Source organism: Arthrobacter sp. UCD-GKA (assembly GCF_001863355.1).
GTDB lineage: Bacteria > Actinomycetota > Actinomycetes > Actinomycetales > Micrococcaceae > Paeniglutamicibacter.
The window spans coordinates 446,661-462,114 of the sequence record NZ_MOLR01000001.1 but is presented as its reverse complement, the minus strand read 5'-3'; the positions used below and the strand labels follow the sequence as shown (position 1 = coordinate 462,114).

At 66.7% G+C, this 15,454-nt stretch carries 12 protein-coding genes; 2 read left to right on the top strand and 10 right to left on the bottom strand.

What is annotated here, in order from left to right; all coding sequences use genetic code 11:
* Positions 1–92: 92 nt before the first annotated feature.
* The 7 genes from guaB to groES all read right to left on the bottom strand — a co-directional run bounded on the left by guaB (position 93) and on the right by groES (position 10,735).
* Positions 93–1,598: an IMP dehydrogenase gene (gene guaB, locus BLJ79_RS02220; RefSeq protein WP_071213009.1), complete on the bottom strand. Its 1,506-nt coding sequence runs from the start codon at positions 1,596–1,598 to the stop codon at positions 93–95.
* Positions 1,599–1,801: 203 nt separating this feature from the next.
* Complete coding sequence (locus tag BLJ79_RS02215; RefSeq protein WP_175475361.1) at positions 1,802–3,445, bottom strand: glycoside hydrolase family 10-like protein; 1,644 nt, start codon at positions 3,443–3,445, stop codon at positions 1,802–1,804.
* Between the two features lie 195 nt (positions 3,446–3,640).
* Entirely contained in the window at positions 3,641–5,743 is a 2,103-nt protein-coding gene (locus tag BLJ79_RS02210) for an acyltransferase family protein (RefSeq protein ID WP_083410936.1), read from the bottom strand.
* 503 nt (positions 5,744–6,246) lie between these two features.
* Positions 6,247–7,419, bottom strand: a complete 1,173-nt coding sequence (locus BLJ79_RS02205) for a choice-of-anchor L domain-containing protein (protein WP_071213008.1) — start codon at positions 7,417–7,419, stop codon at positions 6,247–6,249.
* A 357-nt stretch (positions 7,420–7,776) separates the two neighbouring features.
* On the bottom strand, positions 7,777–8,451 hold the full coding sequence (locus BLJ79_RS02200) for a GAF and ANTAR domain-containing protein (protein ID WP_175475360.1): 675 nt from the start codon (positions 8,449–8,451) through the stop codon (positions 7,777–7,779).
* 313 nt (positions 8,452–8,764) lie between these two features.
* Positions 8,765–10,378: a chaperonin GroEL gene (groL, locus tag BLJ79_RS02195; protein WP_071213006.1), complete on the bottom strand. Its 1,614-nt coding sequence runs from the start codon at positions 10,376–10,378 to the stop codon at positions 8,765–8,767.
* Between the two features lie 60 nt (positions 10,379–10,438).
* On the bottom strand, positions 10,439–10,735 hold the full coding sequence (gene groES / locus BLJ79_RS02190) for a co-chaperone GroES (RefSeq protein WP_071213005.1): 297 nt from the start codon (positions 10,733–10,735) through the stop codon (positions 10,439–10,441).
* Between the two features lie 304 nt (positions 10,736–11,039).
* On the opposite strand from groES, the gene BLJ79_RS02185 reads away from it, so the two are divergent.
* Together BLJ79_RS02185 and BLJ79_RS02180 are read left to right on the top strand one after the other, a co-directional pair.
* Positions 11,040–11,582: a type II toxin-antitoxin system RelE/ParE family toxin gene (locus tag BLJ79_RS02185; protein ID WP_286135230.1), complete on the top strand. Its 543-nt coding sequence runs from the start codon at positions 11,040–11,042 to the stop codon at positions 11,580–11,582.
* Complete coding sequence (locus BLJ79_RS02180; RefSeq protein ID WP_071213244.1) at positions 11,582–11,887, top strand: helix-turn-helix domain-containing protein; 306 nt, start codon at positions 11,582–11,584, stop codon at positions 11,885–11,887. The genes BLJ79_RS02185 and BLJ79_RS02180 overlap by 1 nt, the downstream gene beginning before the upstream one ends.
* A 100-nt stretch (positions 11,888–11,987) precedes the next feature.
* Here the strand turns inward: BLJ79_RS02180 and csrA are convergent, their stop codons facing one another.
* Genes csrA through BLJ79_RS02165 form a run of 3 tightly spaced genes read right to left on the bottom strand, consistent with a single transcriptional unit; the run spans position 11,988 to position 15,427 of the window.
* The gene (csrA, locus tag BLJ79_RS02175) at positions 11,988–12,254 is read right to left on the bottom strand and encodes a carbon storage regulator CsrA (protein ID WP_071213003.1); all 267 of its coding nucleotides are present in this window, start codon (positions 12,252–12,254) and stop codon (positions 11,988–11,990) included.
* A 43-nt stretch (positions 12,255–12,297) separates the two neighbouring features.
* Complete coding sequence (locus BLJ79_RS02170) at positions 12,298–13,389, bottom strand: hypothetical protein (RefSeq protein WP_071213002.1); 1,092 nt, start codon at positions 13,387–13,389, stop codon at positions 12,298–12,300.
* Positions 13,373–15,427 (bottom strand): flagellar biosynthesis protein FlhA, encoded by a 2,055-nt coding sequence (locus BLJ79_RS02165; RefSeq protein ID WP_071213001.1) that lies wholly within the window; start codon positions 15,425–15,427, stop codon positions 13,373–13,375. The genes BLJ79_RS02170 and BLJ79_RS02165 overlap by 17 nt, the downstream gene beginning before the upstream one ends.
* Positions 15,428–15,454 lie beyond the last annotated feature (27 nt).

Genomic DNA, 15,454 nt, shown 5'->3' with positions numbered 1-15,454 from the left:
GCCGTTGTTCCTCAACGCAGTAAATAAAAGAGGCCCCGGCCACCGATTCCCTTGCGGGAACCGGTGGCCGGGGCCTTTGTCGTGATGGGCGTTTAGCGCGAACGGTAGTTCGGGGCCTCGACGGTCATCATGATGTCGTGCGGATGCGATTCCTTCAGGCCCGCGGCGGTGATGCGCACGAACTTGCCGCGTTCCTTCAGGTCCGGGATGGTGCGTCCGCCGACGTAGAACATGGTCTGGCGCAGGCCGCCGACCAGCTGGTGCGCCACCGCGGAGAGCGGGCCGCGGTACGGGACCTGGCCCTCGATGCCCTCGGGGATGAGCTTCTCGTTGGACGGCGCATCCGACTGGAAGTAGCGGTCCTTGGAGTAGGAGGTGTTCTTGCCGCGGGTCTCCATGGCGCCGAGCGAGCCCATGCCGCGGTAGGCCTTGAACTGCTTGCCGTTCATGAAGACCAGATCGCCCGGGGACTCGGCGGTGCCGGCCAGCAGGGAACCGAGCATGACCGAGTCGGCGCCGGCGACCAAGGCCTTGCCGATGTCGCCCGAGTGCTGCAAGCCACCGTCGGCGATCACCGGCACGCCGGCCGGGATCGCTGCCTTGGCTGCCTCGTAGATGGCGGTGACCTGCGGGACGCCGACACCGGCGACGATGCGGGTGGTGCAGATGGATCCCGGGCCCACGCCGACCTTGATGGCGTCGGCGCCGGCGTCGATCAGTGCCTGGGCGCCCTCGCGGGTCGCGGCCTGGCCGCCGATGACGTCCACGTGCGCGGCCGCCGGGTCCTTCTTCAGGCGGGCGATCATGTCCAGCACGCCTTGGGTGTGGCCGTTGGCGGTATCGACCACCAGCACGTCGACGCCTGCCTCGACCAGCTTCATGGCGCGGTCGTAGCCCTCGCCGAAGAAGCCGACGGCAGCGCCGACACGCAGGCGGCCCTCGTCGTCCTTGGTGGCCAGCGGGTACTGCTCGGCCTTGTCGAAGTCCTTGACGGTGATCAAGCCCTGGAGCAGGCCATCGTTGTCTACCAGCGGCAGCTTCTCGATGCGGTGCTTGCCCAGCAGGTTGATGACCTCTTCGCGCGACACCCCCACCTTGGCGGTGATCAGCGGCATAGCCGTCATGACTTCGTAGACCTTGGTGGTCATGTAGGTCTCGCGCGGCACAAAGCGGGTGTCGCGGTTGGTGATGATGCCCAGCAGCTTGCGGTTCTCATCGACCACCGGCAGGCCCGAGACGCGGTAGTGCGCGCACAGGTCGTCCCATTCGGCCAGCGTCGCCCCGGGGTTCACGGTCACCGGGTTGGTGATCATGCCCGATTCGCTGCGCTTGACCTGGTCCACCTGGTCGGCCTGGTCATCGATGGACAGGTTGCGGTGGATGATGCCGATGCCGCCCTGGCGGGCCAGCGCGATGGCCATCGGCGCCTCGGTGACGGTGTCCATGGCCGCGGAAAGCAGCGGGATGTTGATGGAGATCCGCTTGGTCAGGCGCGTGGTGGTGTCTGCCTCCGAGGGGATCACATCCGTCGGGCCGGGAAGCAGCAAGACGTCATCGTAGGTGAGGCCTTCAAAGGCAAATGGATTGAACTCAGTCACGGGGGACCTTTCACGCCGGTGCGGGGATTGATTACATCCTAGAACGCTTCACCGCCAAGCGACATTCCCGCGTGGTTGGTGTGGCGAACGCAACTCCCGCCACCGCCCGCGCCTCGGCATCCGCCCGCACCGCCGGGGCCATCCCGAGGCCTCACGCAGCGCGGGAACGGCGCGGCACGATGCGGTCCCAAGGCCCCGGCGCCTCACGCCCTGATGAAGATCGCGGTGGCCCGCAATGAGTCCACGCCTGTCTGGCTGATCGACTGGATCATGTACCAGTAGTAGTGCCCGAGCACCACCCCGGAATCCAGCCAGGACTGGGCGGAGGCGGTGCGCCGGCGCACCGTGCGCAGGTAGGTGCCGGTGGACTGGATGTAGGGGACGACCGAGCCTGTCGATTCCCAGCGCCAGATGGCGATGAGCTTGATCGGCTCCCCGCTGGAACTCGAGCTCCAGCCCAACCGCACGCCGGTGCCCTCGCGCACGGCCGTGGTGATCGTGGGCGTGTAGGGACGCACGAAGTTCAGCTGCGTGTAGGGCACCGGCAGGGCGGGACGTGCGTACTTGGCGGCCTTGAGGATCCCGATGGCGTTGAGCTTGTTCGCCCGCACGGCGGTGGTGTTGTAGTACGCCTGGCCGCGCACCGCCGGGACCGCACGGCACTTGGTCACGTGGTCGCGCAGCTCGTTGGGGTCCTGCCAGGCCGGGGTGGCAGGGTCCCCGACCTTGTAGGCGGCTTCCCCGGTGTAGAGCTTGACGCTGGTTCCGGCGACCTGCTTGGCCCACCAGTCGACCAGCACGTTGTAGTTGGCCACGGAGTACCCCTGGTACCAGTACAGCTGCGGGGCGATGTAGTCGATCCAGCCCTCCTTGACCCAGCGCCGGGTGTCCGCGTAGAGGGCGTAGAAGCTCTCCAGCCCGCTGGTGGCGGAGCCCAGGGAGCTCGAGGAGCTGTTGGCCCAGATGCCGAAGGGACCGATGCCGAACACCACCCGGGGCTTGGCGGCGTGGATCGCGGTGTGGGTGTCGCGCACGAACACATTGATGTTGTTGCGCCGCCAGGAAGAGATCGAGGTGAAGGAGCCCTTGTAGGTGTTGTAGGTCGACGAGTCCGGGATCGAGGCCCCGGCCACCGGGTAGGGGTAGAAGTAGTCGTCGAAGTGCACCCCGTCCACGTCGTAGCGCTTGACCAGGTCGACGACCACGTTGCGGATGAAGGTGCGCACCGCCGGGATGCCGGGGTTGTAGTAGCGCCGCGGGCCGTAGGCGAAGGACCAGGAAGGGTTCAGCCGCGCCGGGTGGCTGGCCACCAGCGAGGTCAGCGAGGTGTCCATCGACACGCGGAAGGGGTTGATCCACGCGTGCAGGGCGATCCCGCGCTTGTGCGCCTCGGAGATGGCGTACGCCAGCGGGTCGTAGCCCGGGTCCTTGCCCTGGGTGCCGGTGAGGTACTTGGACCAGGGCTCCCCGAGGGTGGCGTTCCACATCCGGTCGGCGGCGGGGCGGACCTGCAGCAGCACGGCGTTGAGGTTCCGGGACACCGCCAGGTCCAGGATCGAGCGCAGCTCCGCCTGCTGGGTGGCCACGGGCAGCCCGGATTTGGAGGGCCAGTCGATGTTCAGCACGCTCGCGGTCCACAGGGCGCGGAACTCGGTGCGCGGGTAGGTGGCGGAGGTGAAGGTGTTGCGCGAGGAGATGGTGTAGACGTGGTTCCGGGTGACCGCCGCCGCGGCGGGGGCCGCCACCAGTCCGGGGCCCAGCACGGCTCCTCCCAACACCGCCACGGCGGCCGAGAGCACCGCCCTCCTGCTCACGGGGCCGGCAAGGGCCAGGGACAATGGTGCCATTTCCGTTTTCATGGCATTAACTCCGATGGTGCGCAAGTGGGCGCGGCCGGGCCGGATCGTTCGGCCGCTTGGAGGCAACAATACGCCGCACGGGGTGGGGGCAACAGATCCTCGGCATCACGTTTGCGCGGCACTTTTCCACGACGCTCCGGCCGGTACCAACGGTGCTTCTCGGCGCTGGCCCGGCGCTTGGAATCAGTGCGAGCCGGTGAGGGCTTCCAGGAAGCGCCGCTCGAATTGGGCAGCCGTCGTCCGGACATAGGTGCTGGTCAGGTGGGATTGGTCCATGTAAACCAGCACGTTGCCGATGACCGGGCGGCAGATGCCCTCGGGGCAGAGCTGGTCGGTCATGTCCATGGTGGAGAAGTTCTCCCCCAGCTTTCCGTCGGCGGCCAGGTTGTCAAGCGGTGAGGCCTTGGCCATGAGCTCGGACACCGGTGCGCTGCAATTCTCCGATTCCGCGCCGAACCGGTCCACGCATTCGGGGGCCGGGGTGGTGAAGCGCGGGGTGTCGCGCAGCGCCACCACCGGGATGCCGGCATCCAGCAGCGGGCGGATTCCCGCCTCGTAGCCGGGCACGATCCGTTCCTGCTGCGCCGGGGAGCGGCCTTCGGGGTCTTCGCCCAGGGCGGTGAAGGTACCCAGGGTGAGCACCGCATCGGGGTCGTGCTCCAGCACGTATTTCCCTGCAGCCTCGTTGAACGCCCCGCATTCCTCGCCGCGGGTGTCGGAGGGGCCGCCGAAGCGGCACGACGGCTTGGTCAGCAGGATCCAGCGCCAGCCGTGCTTTTGCGCCATCGCGTCCACCGCGCCGCTCCAGTGCTGGGCGTGCGAGTCCCCCAGCACCACGATGGTCTTTTCCGCGTTTTCGCTGCCGCCCTGCTGGCAGTATTCGACCTCGGGTGCCTGGGGAACCCATGCTCCGGTGCAGTCGGCCCCGAAGTTCGACCATTCCTCGTCGAGCTTGCTGGTCAGCGGGACCATGACGGCCTCGGAGCTTGGTTCGTGCCCGAACCCGGGGTCCAGGATTGCCGCACCGGGGTTGTCGATCTCCGCCTGGGAGGCCGCACGCAGTTCCTCGGCGGCGACCCGGTGTTCCCAGCCGGACAGCGGCAGCAGCACCAGGGACAGCAGCACCGCGATGCCCAGGCCCGCGCGCCGGCGCTTGGCCGAGAGCCAGTGCCAGGATCGCATCGGGGATTCGACGACGCGGGTGGTGGCCCAGGCCAGCACCAGGGAAACCAGCATCAGGCCCAGGCCCGTGGTGAAGGAGATCTCCGCGTTTCCCGTTTCGACGAGGAAGAAGATCATCACCGGCCAGTGCCACAGGTACAGCGCATAGGACACGTCCCCCAGCTTCACCAGCGGGCCCAGGGCCAGCACCCGCTGCACCCCGAAGCGGTTGTCAGGAGCCATGACGATGAAGGCCGCGGCCAGGGTCGGCCACAGGGCCAGGTACCCGGGGAACTCGTGCTCCACCTGCAGCAGCATGCCGCAGGCCAGGATCGCGGCCAGGCCGACCCAGCCCAGCGGCACGGTCAGGGCCCTGGGCAGCTTTCGCAGCTGCGGCAGGAACACGGCCAGCAGCGATCCGAGTGCGAACTCCCAGAGCCTGGCGCCGGTGTCGAAGTAGGCCCATTCCTGGGCGGTTGCGGTGATGTGGATCGAGTAAGCCAGGGAGGCGGTGAACACGGCGCCAAAGAGGAATCCCATGGTGTTCCGGTAGCTCAGCGACGGGAACCTGCCGGACACGGCCTTGAAGAGGACCAAGCCCACGGCGAGCAGCAGCGGCCACAGGATGAAGACCTGGCCCTGGATGGACAGCGACCAAAAGTGCTGCAGCGGGCTGGCCGTGGCGTGGTCGGCGGCGTAGTAGTCCACCGAGTCCGCCGCAAGCTGCCAGTTCTGCCGGTAGAACAGGCTGGCTGCGGTTTGCTCCATGATCGAGCTCCAGCGCGCCTTGGGCAGTAGCACGATGCTGGCGGCGATCACGGACAGCAGGACCAGGACCGCGGCGGGCAGCAGCCGGCGGAAGACGCCCAGCCAGTAGGAAAGCAGCGCCAGGGGCCGTCCGGTCTCGACCTTGCGGATGAACGCGCCGGCGAGGAAGAACGCGGAGAGCAGCAAAAAGACGTCAACGCCGCCGGAAACCCGGCCAAACCAAACGTGGTAGACCATCACGAGCACCACCGCCAACGCGCGCAGGCCCTGGAGTTCGGGCCTGAAGCGTTCGGCGGGGGTCGTGACCGGTGCGTTGCTCCGGCCTGCCACTATAGGGACAGGTGTGGGGATAGGCATCGGTACATCCTGTAAAGCTTGCGGTGTGTCCAAGCCCGGAACGTCGGGCATGGGCATCCAACGTTACCAAACCTCGTTATCAATTCGTTACAGCCGGTTCCCGGTGTCGTCGGATCGCTGCCCCCTCCACGGGCGTTGCAGGACACCTGACCTTGGCCGTTGCCACCGCCGCCTGGACCTCGACGACCTCCGGGCCCGCCCAGGCACCCAGGTGCGTGGTGGCATACACGGCCCTGCGGCGTGCTGACCTGGCCACGCGGATGCGGTTCACCCGCCCAATGCCGTCGGCTCCCAAGCGGGGCAGACAGGATCTGGAACGCGGGCCTCCGTGCCACGGAAGAAGGTCCCCGGAATCCTTGGCGGATTCCTGGGACCTTCTCTTTCTTGGGTGGAAGCCCAGTCGGAACTGAATTTCCAAGTCCGTTTCCGGGAACAGCCCGTTGGAACCGCTGGGCTTTTCCTGTCTGGACTTTCTGGCTCTGTCCGATATCAATCCGAACTGACTACGGCTGGTGGACCGTCAGGTTTCCCCGTTCGAGGAGCTCCACCGTATTTTCCCAAACGGTTGCGCCGCCGGAATCCTTGATCACGATCTTCACCGTGTCGGGAGATCCCTTCTTGGCCGAATTGCCATTCCTGTTGTCTGCCACCGTGACTGTGTAGGTGTAGCCATCCTGGCCGTTCCAGCGTCCCTCGCCAGACCAGCTTGCGGTCTTGTCCACCGTGTTCAGTGCCGTGACGGAATAGCCGTGGAACTTGTCTCCGGTCCTGTGGTCGTTGACCTGCAGGTTTCCCCGAAGACCTTGGTCATCCAGAGTTACGGTGGTTCCGAAGGTGATGTGGCCGTCGGATTCGCTCAGGCGTCCACCGCCGGTCACCTTGCCCTGGCCCTGCGGCGGCGTGGTGGAGAAGGACCCCGCCTTGAGGAAGACCGCGCTGTCCAAGGAGTCGTCGCTGCCGTCGGCAATGGCCAGCTTGATGTGGTTGGAAACGCCGCTGTTGACCGGAGCCATGCAGGTCAGGACGGTTGTAAGCCCGTCGTACTGGAGGTTCAGGTGGGCGTCTGTGTTGTCCACGAAGAGTCCGGCATTGCTTCCCGGGTTGATGTTGTTCACGGTGATGGCCTGGGTGCCGCCCAGGCCATCGTCGACCACCGCGCAATTGACTCCGTTGACGAAGAAGGCAAAGGAGTCATTGAACGAGGAACCCACGTATTCAAGGTATTCCTCGGAGGCGAAAGCGTACTGGAAGAACACGGTGTCCGCATTGGGCGTGAAGTCGAATTCGAGGACGCTGGCATCCAGCGTGGATACGCCGGAAAGGGTGGTGAGGTCGGAGTCCCCGGCCAGTCCGTTGTTGGCGGTCTTCCCCGATTCGTCGTTCGGGCCAAGGGCGCTGGCGGCCGCTCCGCTGGTGAGGATGACGCCGGAGTCGAAGCCGACTGTCGTGGCACCGCCGCCGAAGGTGCCCGAGGCGCTGGCGCCGCCGGTGTAGGCGACGTTGTTGATGGTGACACCGGAGCCCACAAGCGTCTGGGCCAGATCGGTCGAGGACTGGACACTGAGGTCGTTGACGGAGGTGACGGCCATGGCGGTCGTCGGGGCACTGGCCAGGGCGGCGACGGCGATGGCGACGATACTGAAACGGGCACAGCGATGTCTTGCGACGGTCTTCATGAAGGTCTCCTGGTTTTGGGCGTGGAGTGAGCGATGTGACTGGTGTTAGCGCAGCGTGATGTGATCGAGAGCATATGCCCGGGCCAAGAGGATTACCAGAGCAGCGCAGGCTTTCCCTGCACCCGCTTTCTCGCGGGCTTTACCCGTCTTTAATGCCGGGCTACTCGCCGCCCGGCTCTTTCCTGTAGCCGTAAGTCACCAGCCAGGGGTTCCGCACGGGCATCCGCACGACGGCCAGTTGCTGGATCCGGGCCCGGTCGCGCTCCGGATTCGCCTGGCGCGCAGGCTTCGGCCGGATCGGATTGTTCGAACGGCCCGAGAGATTCCCGCCTGGGGACGCTGCTCGCTCGCGCCGGCCTAGGGGTCAAAGTGTGCAGGTCCGGGCGCCGGGGCAAAACGGGAGATGATTTCCACCGCCAGGGCGTGGAGCTTCTGGTTCCTGTTGTTCGACGCCTTGCACAGCATGTCGAAGGCCTCTTGTGCGGAGCAACCGTCCTGGGCCATGAGGATTCCTCGCGCCAGGTCGATCGCCGTGCGGTGTTCCAGGGCGGCGGCCAGGTTCTCCGATTTCAGCTCGGCCTCCGCGACCCGCACGGCCGCGGACAAGGCACGGCGTCCCTCGTCGGCGAGCCCCATGGCTTCGAGCACGATGGGCTCCCTGAGCACCCCGGAGTCGGCGGCGAAGAACACCAGGACGGCCGTGGCCCTGGCGCCAAGCTCCAGCGGGACCGCCACCAATCCGGCAAAGCCCTGCTCCGCCAGCTTCAGTCCGTACCCCGGCCAGCGCGCATCGACGGCGTCGTTGACGATGACCGGCAGCCCGCTGCGCACGGCGTGCAGGCCGGGGCCATCATCCAGCAGCGTCTCGATGCCCTCCAGGCGTATCACCCGTTCATCGCTTCCCGCCATCGCCGGCGGCAGCTTGCGCATGTGCAGAATCACCAGGCACTCGATGTCCGATCCGGCGGCTCGTCCCAGCCGATCGGCCGACAGCTCGGCCAGGCCCTCCAGCACGCCGTGCAGTCCTTCCATTTCGGCCACCAAATCACACAGTTCCCCAAGAACGTCCATTTTTCTCAGCGCCTCCATGAATTTGTTTGTCGTACCGCTTCCTCCAGTTGCACGACAGCCCCCGCGAACCGGTGGCCGTCGCTAAATTCCGTAACAAGATTTTTACCGCATCCGCGTGCATTTCGCCAGTACCGCGCCGGACGTGTGCGCCGCCGCTTGTTCAGGGCCGTGCCCGGCCAAACGCCAAACGCCGCCGGCCTCCGGGGTTCGCTCCCGAAGCGGGAAGGAAACCTGGATGCCGGCGGCGCGTGGACGCACTGCCGTGTGGGCGGTGCTAGTGGTTGTGGCCTGCGTGCGAGTCCGAATCTCCGGCCGGCTTTTCGGCGACCAGGGTTTCGGTGGTGAGCACCAGGGCCGCGATCGATGCCGCGTTGCGCAGCGCCGAGCGGGTGACCTTGACCGGGTCGATGACACCGGCGTCGATCAGGTTCTCGTACACGCCGGTCAGGGCGTTGAAACCCTCGTTGGCCGGCGATTCGGAGACCTTGGCGGTGACGACGTAGCCGTCGAAGCCGGCGTTCTGGGCGATCCAGCGCAGCGGCTGGACCAGGGCGCGGCGGGCAATGCCGACACCCGCAACGGCGTCGCCGGTCAGGGCGAGCACGTTCGGATCGGTGTCCAGCACGGCCAGTGCGTCAACCAATGCGGTGCCGCCGCCTGCAACGATTCCCTCTTCGAGGGCCGCGCGGGTGGAGGACACTGCATCTTCGATGCGTGCCTTGCGTTCCTTCAGCTCGACCTCGGTGGCTGCGCCGACCTTGATCACGCCGATGCCGCCCGAGAGCTTGGCGAGGCGCTCGTTGAGCTTCTCGCGGTCCCACTCGGAATCGGTGCGGGTCAGTTCGGCCCTGAGCTGCGAAACGCGGTCAGCCACGTCCTCGGCGGTGCCTGCACCGTCGACGATGGTGGTCGAGTCCTTGGTGATGGTGATGCGGCGAGCCGATCCCAGCACCTCGAGCCCGACCTGGTCCAACTGCAGCCCCAGGTCCGGGGAGACAACCTGGGCGCCGGTGAGGATCGCAATGTCCTGCAGCATGGCCTTGCGGCGGTCGCCGAAGCCCGGGGCCTTGACGGCCACGGCGTTCAGCGTGCCGCGGATCTTGTTCACCACGAGGGTGGAAAGGGCTTCGCCCTCGATGTCCTCGGCGATGATGAACAGCGGCTTACCTGCTGCCAGCACCTTTTCCAGCAGCGGCAGGAACTCTGCAACCGTGGAGATCTTCCCGGAGTTGACCAGGATCAGCGCGTCCTCGAGGACTGCTTCCTGGCGCTCCGGGTCGGTGACGAACTGCGGGGACAGGTAGCCCTTGTCGAACTGCATGCCCTCGGTGACAACCAGCTCGGTGGCGGTCGTGGAGGATTCCTCGATGGTGATGACACCGTCGGTGCCCACGGTTTCGAAGGCCTGGGCCAGCAGCTCGCCGATTTCCTCGCTCTGAGCGGAAATGGCGGCCACGTTGGCGACCTGCTTGCCCTCGACCGGAACGGAGTTCTCGGCCAGGCGCGCGGCGACAGCCTCGACGGCTACCTCGATGCCGCGCTTGATTTCGCCCGGGGCGGCACCCGCGGCAACGTTGCGCAGGCCCTCCTTGACGAATGCCTGTGCGAGCACGGTGGCGGTGGTGGTGCCGTCGCCTGCCACGTCGTTGGTCTTGGTGGCTACTTCCTTGGCCAGCTGCGCGCCAAGGTTCTCGTAGGCATCTTCCAGCTCGATCTCACGGGCGATGGTCACGCCATCGTTGGTGATCGTCGGTGCGCCCCAGGCCTTTGCCAGAACCACGTTGCGGCCGCGCGGGCCGAGGGTCACCTTGACGGTGTTTGCGAGCTTGTCGATGCCCGCTTCGAGGGCGCGTCGCGCCTCTTCATTGAAAGCTAGCTGCTTTGCCATGTCTTGCTCCTTATAAGCTGCATAAAGCCCCGGCCAGGGGCCGGGGCTTTATCAGGAAAACTACTTTACGACGATGGCCAGGACGTCGCGTGCCGAGAGCACCAGGTACTCTGCACCGCCGACCTTGACTTCGGTTCCGCCGTACTTGGAGTAGATCACGACGTCGCCTTCGGCTACGTCTACCGGAACGCGGTTGCCGTTGTCATCGACACGGCCCGGTCCAACTGCTACGACCTTGCCTTCCTGCGGCTTTTCCTTGGCGGAATCAGGGATGACCAGACCGGAAGCAGTGGTGGTTTCTGCTTCGAGCGGCTGGACGACAATGCGGTCCTCGAGAGGCTTAATGGAGACGGACATCGTCTCTCCTTTGCGTGAGTTACCAATGGTTTACGGGCCGTTCGGGTGGTACCAACCGTCGTCGCGGTGCCAGCTGGTGAATTACCTCAGGCTTTCAGCACTTGCCGGGTTCGACAAGCACCATGAATGACTCTAGGCAACCATTAGCACTCGGTCAAGGCGAGTGCTAATTGCGTCGTGTTTTACGCGCTCGGCGCAGTGCTGGAGGGTCGGCACGGCGAAGCCCGAAATACCGGACACACTCAGCCGCGCCTGACCCTCCGGACTCCCTCCAACTTCACTGCAGGACCACTTTCAAGGGAAAATGCTTAATCCGGGCGAGGCGCAATCGGGAAACCGGAATCCCAATCCACGTATTTCCACACATGCTGACAGCGTCCGTAACTGCATTTCAACTGCTTCGGCGGCATGCGCGGCACTGGCAAGCAATTCACCGCCACCCAATCGATACAACCCTTGTGTCATATTACCTGCATGTTGTATTCTGGTGGTGATGTGGATCGTTGACTTGAACTTGGTTGACGCATGGCTGTCTGACTTGGACTTCGAATCCTATGTGCAGGGCATGGCTGCCATCGAATTGTTGGCGGAACGCGGCCCTCAGCTTGGTCGCCCTTTGGTCGATACCGTGGTGCAGTCACGCCACAAGAACATGAAGGAATTGCGACCAGGCTCCAGCGGCCGGTCGGAATTGCGAGTGCTGTTCGCGTTCGATCCCCAGCGTCAAGCCATCATGCTGATTGCGGGTGACAAGGCGGGGAATTGGCACACATGGTACGAGACGAATATTCCAGTTGCCGATGAGTTGTTCGACAAACACCTAAAGACGCTGAAAGGAGCGCCATGATGGCAATGACCATTGAGGAAATGCTGGCGAAGCGGCCAGTAGACAGGGCCGTCGTTGACGCACATAAGAAGCGCATGCTCGAGGAGGTCCGCGCCTACCGCTTGCGCGAATTGCGCGAAGCTTCCGACTTGACCCAGGTCCAGCTCGCCGGAAGGCTCCAGGTCACCCAGAACCGGGTTTCTCGAATAGAGCACGGAGATATCGAGCGCACACAGGTCGATACATTGCGTAAATACGTAGAGGCAATTGGCGGCAGGCTCCGGGTCGAGGTCGAGCTTGGAGACGAACGTATCCAAATCGCCTAGCCACGGGCCATGGAACCCTATTCACCACGAAAACGGCACCTGACCGGTGACTTTGGCCAGGGTTCGTGTCCGCCCGAAAGATCGGGAATGCCAGCCGTGCCTATTTGTCCCGTGCGGTGGTTGCCTGGGGCTTGGGTTTCGCCGGGAAGAGGGCCTTCAGGCGCTCCTCGGCGGCCTCGGTGGCGGCCTCGGCCGCCTGTTGGTTGGCCTCGGTGACGGCGGCGAGCATCTCGGCCCGCTGGATCTTGATGCCGCGGGGTGCGTCGAATCCGATCTTGATCGAATCGCCCTTGACATCGAGGACAGTCACCACGATGTCCTCGCCAATCAGGACCTGTTCTCCGACCTTCCGAGTAAGTACCAGCACCGCACAATCATAGCCCAGTGCCCGCCCGCACTTGCCGAGCGACCTACGAGTTTGGGCCCCGGGCCTCAAGCACGGGGAAGCCCAGCTCCCACACCGACTCCGGTGACAGGGTCTCGTCGGCATGCAGGGACACCACCGCGTAGAGCCCGTGGCCCGAGGCCACGTGCTTGACCCAGGCCGCGGTGTCCTCGGCCTTGCGCCCGGCATCGACGGCGGCCCAGAGCTGGTCGGCCTCCAGCACCTCGAGCAGCTCCAATTGCGGCAGCAGCGCCAGTTGCGGGTTGATCGCCACCGCCACGAGCAACGGGACGCCCTCGGCGACCGCTGCGGCGCGCGCCCGCAGGATGCCGCGCCTGTCGGTCACCGGCCGCCGGGCCAGGGAGTCCACGTCGAACTTCTGCGCCAGCTCCCCGGCATTGCGCCGCAGGGCGGTGCCATCGTGGAGCTCCTCCGCGGCCATCCCCGCGTCCCCCCACAGCCCGACGACAACGACCAGGTCCCCGGGACCGGCCAGCGGCGAGGGAACGATGTCGCGGTCCCGCCCCGGGCCGAATCCGCTGCCGGCAGCCGCCGGGAGCAGGCCCGCAGGGAGGAAACCGGTGCCCGGGGCACCGGCGGTTTCGGCTGCTTCCGGGCCGCGGTCCGCCGCCCGGGCGCCCGTTGACGGTTCGAGGGCGAAGGCCTGCCCGTCAAGCAGCCGGGCGAAATCCGGGGCGCCGGGAACCGCCGGCCGCCCGCCGCGGCGCGTCTGCCGTGGCGGGGCCGGTGCCAGGCGCAGTTCGGCGGCATCGGCCCGTTCCAGCAATCCGTTGATCCCGCCGCCGGAGCTCCGGGGGTGGGTGTCGCCGGCCCCCGGATCCGGATCCGCGGATGGGCGGGAGCCCGCGGCGCGACCCGCAACCAGCTCGAGGTCCCGGGCATCGAGGGGTTCGTCCCCGGGTCCGATGACCCGCCCGTCGGGGGCGTCCCCGTCGGGCACCTCGATGATCGCCTCGTAGTGTTCCTTGGCAAGGAACCGGCCGAGGCCACCGGTGGTGACCCGCTCCGCCGAGACGATGCGCGCGGTGTGCCCGTACTCGGCGACCGCCCGGGCGTGGATGGATTCGAGGCTGGGGCCCTCAAGCCGAAATCGCATCGGCACCGCGCACCACCCCCACGGTCTCGATGTCGACCCCGCCGGCGGTGGCCTCCTGGTAGGAGAGCACCGGGATGGAGCCGGGGGCGGTGCCCAGCAGCCGGCGCACCGCCGGGCGCAGCGCCGGGGCGCAGACCAGCACCGCGGACAGGCCCCTGGTTTCCAGCTCGCCGGCGATCTGCTTCACCGAGGCAAGCACCGCCTCGAGCCGTTGGGCGTCGAGCATGATCTGGCTTCCGGCCTCGGAGGGGCGCAGCCCCTCGAGCATGCCCTGTTCCAGGACCGGGTCGACCATGACGACCCGCAGCAATTTTCCTTCCAGGTAGCCGGCGGCGATGGCCGGGCCCAGGGCGGCGCGGGCGGCCTCGATCAGGCCCTCCGGGTCGGTGCCGGCCTTGGCCCGCAGGGCCAGGGCCTCGTAGATGCGCCCGAGATCGTTGATCGGCACCGATTCGGCCAGCAGGCCCTGAAGCACGCGTTGGACCTCGGCCAGGCTCATGAGCGAGGGCACCAGTTCCTCCACGGCCGAGGGGTTGGCCTCGCGCACCGCGTCGGTGAGCACCCGCACGTCCTCCCGGGTGAGCAGCCGCGCGGCCTGGTCCTTGACGATCGAGGACAGGTGCGTGACGATCACCGAGACCCGGTCGATGGTGGTGGCCCCGGCCATCTCGGCGTTGTGCCGCAGCTCTGCCGGGACCCACTTGCCCGCCAGCCCGAAGACCGGTTCCACGACCGTGGCCCCGGGCAGCGACTCCAGGTGGTCCCCCAGGGCCAGGATCTTGCCGCGCGGCGCGGTGCCGCGCCCGGCCTCCACCCCGGCGATCCGGATCGCGTAGGTGGCCGGGGGCAGGTCGACCGAGTCGCGGGTGCGCACCGGGGGCAGCACGATGCCCAACTCCATGGCCACCCGGCGGCGCAGCGCCCGGACGCGGGCCAGCAGGTCGTCCCCTCCCCCGTTGACCACGTCCACCAGGTCCGGGGCCAGCTGGATCTCCAGGGCGTGCACCCGCATCTTCTCGATCAGGTCCTCGGTGGTTTCGGCCGGGACCACCGCTGCCTCGTTCCGCAGCGCCACCGCCGCCCGGGTTTCCTCCTTGGCCGCGTTGGCCTTGATGCGCTGGGCGGCGAAGATCAGCAGCGTGCCGATGAGCACGAAGGGCAGCTTCGGCATCCCGGGCACCAGCGCCAGGCCGATGGCCGCGGACCCTGCGATCAGCAGCGCGGTGCGCGACTGGGCCAGCTGGGTCGAGGCGGTCGAGCCCATGTCGGAGGACGCGTTGGAACGGGTGACGATCATGCCCGTGGACACGGCCATCAGCAGGGCGGGGATCTGCGTGGCCAGGCCGTCGCCGATGGTCAGCAGCGCGTAGGTGTTCAGCGCCTCGGAGATGCCCATGCCGCGCTGCACCATGCCGATGGCGATGCCGCCGACCAGGTTGATGATGATGATGATCAGCCCGGCGATGGCGTCGCCCTTGACGAACTTGGAGGCGCCGTCCATGGCGCCGTAGAAGTCGGCCTCCGCGGCGACCTCGGCGCGGCGCTCGCGCGCCTGGCTGTCGGTGATCAGCCCGGCGTTCAAGTCCGCGTCGATGGCCATCTGCTTGCCCGGCATGGCATCGAGGGTGAAGCGGGCCCCGACCTCGGCGACGCGTTCGGCGCCCTTGGTGACGACCACGAACTGGATGACCACCAGGATCAGGAAGATCACGCAGCCGATGATCAGCGAGCCGCCCACCGCGATGTTCCCGAATGCGGCAATGACCTCCCCGGCGTACGCGTCCCCGAGCACCAGGCGCGTGGAGGCGACGTTCAGGCCCAGGCGCAGCAGCGTGGCCACCAGCAGCAGCGAGGGGAAGACCGAGAAGTCCAGCGGCCGCTTGACGAACATGGTGGTCAGCAGGATCACCAGGGCCAAAAGGATGGACACGGCGATCAGCACGTCCAGCAGGGAGGCCGGGACCGGGACCACCAGCAGCATGATGATGCCCACCACGCCCAGCGGCACGGCGATCTTGGAGAGGGAGGCGAATTTCATGCGGTCTTGCTCCTTGGGGCGGGGCTG

Bases quoted from the DNA above. Each gene is read 5' to 3' on its own strand.
- BLJ79_RS02215 (WP_175475361.1), bottom strand. From the start codon at position 3,445: ATGGCACCATTGTCCCTGGCCCTTGCCGGCCCCGTGAGCAGGAGGGCG.
- BLJ79_RS02210 (WP_083410936.1), bottom strand. From the start codon at position 5,743: ATGCCTATCCCCACACCTGTCCCTATAGTGGCAGGCCGGAGCAACGCA.
- BLJ79_RS02205 (WP_071213008.1), bottom strand. From the start codon at position 7,419: ATGAAGACCGTCGCAAGACATCGCTGTGCCCGTTTCAGTATCGTCGCC.
- BLJ79_RS02200 (WP_175475360.1), bottom strand. From the start codon at position 8,451: ATGGAAGGACTGCACGGCGTGCTGGAGGGCCTGGCCGAGCTGTCGGCC.
- groL (WP_071213006.1), bottom strand. From the start codon at position 10,378: ATGGCAAAGCAGCTAGCTTTCAATGAAGAGGCGCGACGCGCCCTCGAA.
- groES (WP_071213005.1), bottom strand. From the start codon at position 10,735: ATGTCCGTCTCCATTAAGCCTCTCGAGGACCGCATTGTCGTCCAGCCG.
- BLJ79_RS02185 (WP_286135230.1), top strand. From the start codon at position 11,040: ATGCTTAATCCGGGCGAGGCGCAATCGGGAAACCGGAATCCCAATCCA.
- BLJ79_RS02180 (WP_071213244.1), top strand. From the start codon at position 11,582: ATGGCAATGACCATTGAGGAAATGCTGGCGAAGCGGCCAGTAGACAGG.
- BLJ79_RS02170 (WP_071213002.1), bottom strand. From the start codon at position 13,389: ATGCGATTTCGGCTTGAGGGCCCCAGCCTCGAATCCATCCACGCCCGG.
- BLJ79_RS02165 (WP_071213001.1), bottom strand. From the start codon at position 15,427: ATGAAATTCGCCTCCCTCTCCAAGATCGCCGTGCCGCTGGGCGTGGTG.